The organism is Calidifontimicrobium sp. SYSU G02091 (assembly GCF_022631395.1).
GTDB classification, from domain to species: Bacteria; Pseudomonadota; Gammaproteobacteria; order Burkholderiales; family Burkholderiaceae_C; genus Calidifontimicrobium; species Calidifontimicrobium sediminis.
The window spans coordinates 1-1461 of sequence record NZ_JALBGB010000079.1; the positions used below are offsets into that span (position 1 = coordinate 1).

Consider the following 1461-nt stretch of genomic DNA (forward strand, 5'->3'; position numbering starts at 1 on the left):
TGTCCAAGCTCAAGCACCTGCCGGCCAGTCCGTTCGCGCCGGCGATGCCAACATGACGCGAAGCGTTTCCACACAAAACGGCATAGAGCCGGTCAATGACCGTGTCTTGTAGCTTGAGCAGTTGCTTACGACGGTATTCGAGATCATTCATCGAGTTGCCGGCTGATTGCTCGATGAGGTTCTCTTCGCCGGTGGCGGAGACATCCAGCAATACCATGCGCCCACTGACGCGCTGTTCGAGGTTGATGTACTCCTCCAGCTCCATGTTGGGCCAGAAGTTGATGAGCTGGATGACCTCGTTTGGCGAACCGATGCGGTCGATCCGACCGAAGCGCTGGATGATGCGAACCGGGTTCCAGTGAATGTCGTAGTTGATCAGCCAATCGCAGTCTTGCAGGTTCTGGCCTTCGGAAATGCAATCGGTGGCAATAAGCAGATCTAACTCGCCTTCGTGGGCCAACTCTGGCGGCCGCTCTTTGGACCGGGGAGCGAAGGCTGTGAGAATGGCCCCCAGATCCTTGCGCAGCGCGGGGAGAGTTGTCTGGTTGCGGCCGGTGCCCGTGACCAACGCGGATTCGATGCCAAGCCGTTCCTTGGCCCAGGGTGCAAGTTCCCGGTAAAGATACTCCGCCGTATCGGCAAAGGCGGTGAAGACGATGATCTTGCGATTGCCGGGGTTTATGGGATTGCGACACTTGTGCGCAATCATCTCGCGCAATTCCGCGAGCTTGGCGTCGCGCGATGCGTCGACCTGCTTTGCAGCCGACAGAAGGGTGGCCAGTCGATTGCGGTCTTCGATCAGATCCTGCTTCCAGCGAAGCAGATCGACATCGCTGAGGAGGACTTTCACCTTGCGCCCCACGAGCAAGGGTTCGAAGGCCGGATCGTCGATATCGACATCTGAGATATCCAGCTCCTCAATGTCCTCGGCGCGCACCTCGATTCGCGCGAGCGTAGCCTCAACGTCCCGGAGCTGGCGCTCGACTGTGAGCGCAAAAGATGAAACTGCGCTTTCCATGCGCTTGAGCACGTTGACTCGCAATAGGTGGATCAGACTCTCTTCGCGGTCCACCTGGCGGAAGAATCCTTCACCGCCTCGGACTTGCATGCTGTACTTGGCGTTGTAGGCAGCCTGCTTGTGGGGCAGGACGTAGCGCAAGGGAGCGTAGGCCGCGAGGTTGAGTCGCCGGATTTCTCGATTGATGTCGCGGACGCCGGGAAATTCTCCGGCGCGATCCACGTCGGCCTTGATGTTGATCGGCGGTAGACGCACTGGGAAGCGCCCCGTCTCGCTGGTGCCGTAGTACTTCTCGATATGCCGGCGCGACCGGGCGATAGTCAGGTGGTCGAGCAACGTGAAGTAGTCAAAGCCTAGGGAAGGTCTGCAAAACCCCGGCGATGACCGTCGGATGTGAGACAGTATCGACATGAAGCAGATGAGCCTTGGCACCACCGGATTCG

1 protein-coding gene is annotated in these 1461 nt (G+C 58.9%); it reads right to left on the reverse strand.

Annotated elements, in window-relative coordinates:
• A partial coding sequence (locus tag MOJ79_RS18825) for a C-terminal helicase domain-containing protein (protein ID WP_241925534.1) occupies nucleotides 1-1354 on the reverse strand: 1354 nt, incomplete at its 3' end.
• Nucleotides 1355-1461 lie beyond the last annotated feature (107 nt).